At 57.5% G+C, this 5,802-nt stretch carries 5 protein-coding genes and 1 pseudogene; 1 reads left to right on the top strand and 5 read right to left on the bottom strand.

Annotated features, from left to right (window positions below):
• Positions 1–506: 506 nt before the first annotated feature.
• The 4 genes and pseudogenes from GSQ95_RS00030 to GSQ95_RS00015 form a co-directional block, all read right to left on the bottom strand.
• Entirely contained in the window at positions 507–1,313 is an 807-nt protein-coding gene (locus GSQ95_RS00030; RefSeq protein WP_158896571.1) for an STY4528 family pathogenicity island replication protein, read from the bottom strand.
• Positions 1,314–1,460: 147 nt separating this feature from the next.
• Positions 1,461–1,799, bottom strand: a pseudogene (locus GSQ95_RS00025) (integrating conjugative element protein); the annotation flags it as partial.
• 17 nt (positions 1,800–1,816) lie between these two features.
• The gene (locus tag GSQ95_RS00020) at positions 1,817–2,764 is read right to left on the bottom strand and encodes a TIGR03756 family integrating conjugative element protein (protein ID WP_158896570.1); all 948 of its coding nucleotides are present in this window, start codon (positions 2,762–2,764) and stop codon (positions 1,817–1,819) included.
• A complete protein-coding gene (locus GSQ95_RS00015; protein ID WP_158896569.1) occupies positions 2,761–3,102 on the bottom strand; it encodes a TIGR03757 family integrating conjugative element protein in 342 nt (113 codons plus the stop codon). Before GSQ95_RS00015 ends, GSQ95_RS00020 begins: the two co-directional genes overlap by 4 nt.
• Before the next feature lie 383 nt (positions 3,103–3,485).
• Here GSQ95_RS00015 and GSQ95_RS00010 point away from each other — a divergent pair, with 383 nt between their 5' ends.
• Positions 3,486–5,393: an ATP-binding protein gene (locus GSQ95_RS00010; protein ID WP_305983159.1), complete on the top strand. Its 1,908-nt coding sequence runs from the start codon at positions 3,486–3,488 to the stop codon at positions 5,391–5,393.
• A 34-nt stretch (positions 5,394–5,427) separates the two neighbouring features.
• On the opposite strand, the gene GSQ95_RS00005 is transcribed toward GSQ95_RS00010, so the two are convergent.
• Entirely contained in the window at positions 5,428–5,730 is a 303-nt protein-coding gene (locus GSQ95_RS00005) for a hypothetical protein (RefSeq protein WP_158896567.1), read from the bottom strand.
• Positions 5,731–5,802 lie beyond the last annotated feature (72 nt).

The raw sequence follows: 5,802 nt of genomic DNA, 5'->3' as shown, positions 1-5,802 counted from the left end.
CTCTGGCCTGCATTGATCGCTGTTGGCGCGTCGACTTTTCAGACAAACCCTAGGTTTTTGAAGACGTCATTTCCTGTCTGAGCATCGCTGACAGCTCTGGGCTGGATTGGCGCGGGCTCAAACCGTGGAATGGCAGTCACCACGGGTGCCGGCGCGGGCATGGCCGAAGCGGCTGGTGGGATTACAGCCGGCTGCCAATCGGCGTTGAAGTCACCGGTCTGGGCCTTCTGGATAAGCTTCATCAGGTAGGCAAGGGGCTTGGCTACCCCACCCGAGGCGCACCGCGCGCCCCATTGCTTGATCAACGGTTGCCTCAGGTCAGGGCTAACTGCCGCGATGGCCTGTTGGGCTCGCTGCTGCTGCTGGGACGTCATCCGCTGGTAGGCACTGGGCCATGTGAATTCCGTGGCCTGCTCCTCGCGCAGTACAGAGCTTTTAGATACATCAGTATAAGTATTCGTATACGTACTATATGAGTTCGGATTCCGAACTAAGGGTGAAACCCCCTAATTTACACTCAGTTCGGAATCCGAACTGAGGGGTGGGAGCTGATCAACTGGGCTTTTTTGACTAAGTTCGGAATCCGAACTCTGGTGATTCATGGCCGGCAAGACCGGAGTTCGGAATCCGAACTCAGCCGGAGGGATCGCAGCACGGGCAGGATCCCCAAGTCTCTGGGCGCGGAAACGCTCTCTGAACACCTCAACGCGGGTAGGCAGTTCCTGAGTCTCGCTGACCAGCATCTCGTCGAAAGTGAGACCGGCAATCTCACGGACGGAGCTGTTCGAGTGCTCGAGGCCGTTAGCCACGAGCGGTAGGAAGTCGTGATCGAGTTGGATGGCCTCGGAATAGTCCACCGGCTCGTCGTGCAGGATATAGATGTTGCCCTGGACCTGGCCGGTGATGGCATCACGGACGCGGCGGCCGAGGCTCAACCAGCGGGTCAGCCGTAGGACGGTCAAGGCCTTGGCCACGGTTTCGCGCGAAGCGGGACGGCCTGGGTTGTTGCCCAGGTAGGGCCGCAGCTGGTCGTAGGTCGGAAAGGCGGTGACGCCATCGCCGTTCATCAGCAGGCGAAACACCTGCCAGGTATTGCGCTCCAGGGGAGAGAGACGATCATCGAGCAGCAGCCGGCGCGGAACGGTCTCGTGAGGGTTACCGCTAAAAACGATGCCGGCGAATTCCTTGGGTAGGTCTTCGCCGGTTTTTTGCTTGTAGTCGCGCTGGGCTTGGACATGGACGTTTAGGTGTGACGCTGCAACGTCCAGGGCACGACCGAGTAGATGGGAGACGCGTGGAGCAGGGGTTTTCACCTGTTATCGCCTTCTACCGAGTCCAGCTCGATCAAATCCATCTGTCCGAGGACGGTGGACTGATCCTGTTCTTCGGTGGAATGGCGATCCCTTCTTCTGCGGGCATCGGATATCAACCGAAGGGGGGCACGGGCGATCTTGGGCGGATAGGGAAGCAACGGCGCCGGTGGCGTTCTGCAGCACCGAACTCATGATGGTCTGGAAGCCCTGAGTGGCCCCGTTGAGCTGGTTCTGAAGGGTATTGGTGAGGCTCATGTTTCCGCAGATCAGGTTGGTGTTCCAGCCACCGCCAATCTGGATGCTGTCCATGTTGCCGACGCTGCCCATCGGCACGGCATTGCCGCCGCCGACGCTATAGAGCACATCGTCACCGATGACGCTGCCCTGGGACTGCACGCGATAAGGATCGGCCGCCTGGACAGCGCTGCCGAGGAGAAGACCGGCCAGGCAGGTGCTGGCAAGCAGGGTGAGACGAGAGGTATTCATGATCGACGGCTCCCTGATCATTGAAAGTCGGTGCTGCCCAGGAAGACCTGGCCTTCGCGCTTGCAGCAGCTGTAGGGGCGCCACAGTGCCCAGGCATAGGCGCCCACGGCGTCCTGGACGTGTGGTCCCGGGTTGGGGAAGGCGGCGCAGCTCTGGCTCAGCGTGGGCGTGAGCTCCTGCCACTTGCCGGTAGTGGCATCGCCCTCGAGCAGCTCGCCAGCGGGCCAGTAGCCGTCTTCCGGCTGGGCCAGCAACGACTGGTAGACGTGGATCTGTCTGGAGCGCGTAACGACGTCGCCGGCGCGCTGGGCCATAACCGCCGCGGCCTTGTAGTCATCGGGCTGATGGAGGAAGCCGCTGCGCGGGTAGACGTTGCCCCATAGGTTGCCGGACAGGGTGCCGCCGACTTCGCGTTTGCCTGGGATGAGGGCCTCCGGATAGACGGCCTCGGGGAGGCCGTACCGCCAGGCCAGATAGTCGTAGTTGCTCAGCAGGTAGGGCATGTAGGCGGTACCCGCGCCTTTGCAGGTATAGCCGGAGCCGCTCGCGAACTGGCTGAAGGCGTAGCCGCCCGGGTGGCCGATGACGTCGGCATTCTTGAACCGAGCGCTGATAGTCGCGTTGGCCTGGGTTGCGCTGTCTCCCGGGTCATTGCCGCCGGCGGCGACGCTGCTGACAGGGCTGAAAGAAGCCATCTCCGTCCACGGGTTTTCGCCGGTGTTGGCGTAGCTGGACACCACGGCATCGGGAACGAAATGCCGGACCTTGGCGGAGGTCTTGACCTTGCAGCCGTAGGGGGTGCAGAACAGCCAGTAGCAGATGCCAACCACCTTGTACTCGAGGCACTCAGGCGATAGTGAAGACGACACAATCGTTGCGGTGGTTACAGCCGCTGTGGCCTGCAGGCTGGTAGTGAGCGGGACGGCCAAAGCCAGGCGCCGCAGACGTTGCAGAGACCGACTCATCGTCCGCTACTCCGGTAGCGCTCGATGCTGGCCACGGCGGCTACCACGTCGGGCTGGCCGTAGACCACATACCGGCGATCCACTACCACGGCCGGCAGCTTGGTCACCCCCAGGCTCCAGGCATCGGCAACGTCCTGGTGCGCCTTGGCGAGATCTCGGCCCAGCTGCTGCGCCGATGCCGAGCGCATCCGTTGCTGCATGATGGCCGAGGCTTGCCGCGGATCTGCCGGCAGGCCTTCAGAGAGCTTTTGCTCAAGGCGCTCCGGGGCATCCAAAAGCACCACCCGGGCGCCGACGCTGTTGATGAGAGGATAAGTGGCGTCGGAGATGGCAAGCACGTCCGCTGCAGCGATAGGTGCGCTGCAGGCGGCAAGGGCACAGATCAGCCAGCGGAGCGCTGGCTCAGAAGGGGAGCAGGAGGATAGGGCGGACATGCGAAGTACCAGGCAGAGGGATGGCTGGTACAAGAAACGTGATCAGACGCGCTGGGTCAGCGGGAAACCGTATCTGGGTGCCTGAAGGTTAGATTTATCAACAGCACAAGATGGTTCAAAGGGTGCGTAACCGCCGTTCGCTGTCCGTCGAGTGGTAAATCGGGCCGACGAAGGCCCACCCGCGACCTATTCGGCGAAGCTATTATCGCGCGAATTTTCTTCACTACCTTTGGACTCCATTTCGGAATCCGGGAGCCACAGTGCCTTCCGTTTCATCGCCTTTCCTGATGCTACTGTTCAAGCTGCTAGCTATCCGCCTTCCAATGCCTTTCCGTTACCTGCTAGCCCTAGTGCTTGTGGGTAGCTGTACAGCGCTTAGGATGCAATTGCCTCCATTCATGCTGCCCTATCTTTTTTTTATCCCCTTTCTAATGATCAATGGCTTCTGGTTTGGGGTCGGCCCGGCAATCCTCTCGACAATCGTCGCTACCATTAGTGCAGAGTACTTTTTCGTGGGGACGCCTTTCTCATTCGAGTTTACTCAACGTCAGGTCGTCAATAATCTTTCTTTTGCGTTGGTCAGCGGCACCATGGCAGTAGTGTGCGCGCTGTTCCGGCGCAGCTTGGAGTTGCTGTTCCAGACAGGTGATGAGCTTGAGCGCCAAGTCCTTCATAGAACAGAAGAACGAGACTCCATATGGTCAATTTCCCCCGACATGCTCGGTGTGCTGAATAGCTATGGAGGGCTGATCGCCACGAATCCTGCTTGGCAAAAAACTCTAGGATGGAGTGAGTCGGAACTCCTTGCTGGGAATTTTCGAGAGGTTATTGATCCTCATCATCTTGAGCGGCTATTGGGGGATGTGACCTCCGGAACCAATATCAATCAGGTGGAGATTGAAGCGCAAAACAAAGCGGGCCAAAAGTGCTGGTTGTCATGGCATATTGTAGCGAGTAACGGTTTGTTCTACGCCTGCGTTCGCGACGTTTCAGACGTTAAGCGACACCAGTTGGCCTTGGATGCAGCTGAGCAGCAGCTTCGGCAAAGTCAGAAAATGGAAGCTGTGGGACAACTTACCGGTGGCATTGCTCACGACTTTAACAATCTTCTCACAGCAATCAGCGGCAGCCATGAGCTGATGCTGTTGAGGGTTAGGCAAGGTAGATTTCATGATTTGGAGCGATATGTTGGGGTTGCGCAAAGTGCTGTCCAACGTGCGTCGTCGCTCACACATCGTCTGCTCGCGTATGCCCGTCGACAAACGCTAGCTTCCTCCGCAACGGATATCAATCGACTCGTGCGTGATATGGAGGAGCTCATCGCCCGTACCCTCGGGCCGCACATTCAACTTGAGGTGGTGACGGGGATCGGCCTATGGAATTGCTTTTGCGATCCGCATCAGTTGGACAATGCGCTGTTAAACCTATCAATCAATGCTCGGGACGCTATGCCCGAAGGCGGTCGTTTGACGATCGAAACGGCCAACACTTGGCTAGACGAGCGCAGTGCGTTTGAGCGAGATATGCCGGCTGGTCAGTATGTCAGCATCTCTGTCACAGATACCGGTATAGGTATGTCGGCAGAGACTATCCAGCGGATATTCGACCCTTTCTTTACCACCAAGCCAGTAGGTTCGGGTACTGGCTTGGGCTTGTCAATGGTGTATGGTTTTGTTCGGCAATCCGGTGGGCAGGTCAAGGCCTACTCTGAGATCGGCCTAGGATCTACAATGACCTTGTACTTGCCGCGTTATCACGCGACAACGGAAGAGCTAGAGGTAAAGGCTGAGGTATTGCAGAGGGATATACCGTCCGGTCTGACTGTGCTTGTAGTCGAAGATGAACCGGCCATTCGAATGCTTCTAACTGAAGCCCTCGACGAAATGGGGGCTACAGTACTTGAAGCAGGCGATGCCGTCGCAGCGCTGAAGATCTTGGATTCCAATACGCCTGTCGACATGCTGATCACAGATGTGGGGCTTCCAGGCGAGATGAATGGCGCCAAATTGGCTGGCGCGGCGAGAAAGCAACGTGCTGAACTGAAAGTTCTCTTCATCACCGGTTATGCAGAGAATTCTGTTCTCCATAACGGTATGTTGGATGCACAAATGGCTATCCTGACCAAGCCGTTTGCCATTGATACCTTGGCTCTTAAGCTTAATACGATGCTGCGTCCGGCTACGAGTGGAATTTGAATGGCCTAAAAGTTTTACTGCAATGGTAGGAGTTCTACTCTATCGCTGAGCTATTATTTTGAGAGCGGGCTAGCTGCAATCCAACGTTTTGTTCCGGTTTGGTTCCATTCTTGGTCTGCTTGATAAGCTTTGGGGCGAGCTCGCTAAGAAAGCAAGCATCTAGTATGTTATGCAATGGGCCTTCATGCTGCGCAGTTGAATTGGTCAAGCTTTTGGTCACGGATAAGATACGGTAATTTTGCGCGATATCGCTCTGGCTAAGACTCACTGAGTAGTCGGCAGGGAAGAACGCTGCGATGTATTTTTGAACGGTCCATTGCTCGCGCTTCGTCTTCATGATTCTGGCCGGCTACTCCCTAGGGTTTGTCTGAAAAGTCGACGCGCCAACAGCGATCAATGCAGGCCAGAG

The sequence above is a fragment of the Pseudomonas sp. BAV 4579 genome (assembly GCF_009765395.1).
GTDB classification, from domain to species: domain Bacteria; phylum Pseudomonadota; class Gammaproteobacteria; order Pseudomonadales; family Pseudomonadaceae; genus Chryseomonas; species Chryseomonas aestiva.
Note: the sequence above shows the minus strand (reverse complement) of the source record. Positions and strands in the feature narration are given on the sequence as shown.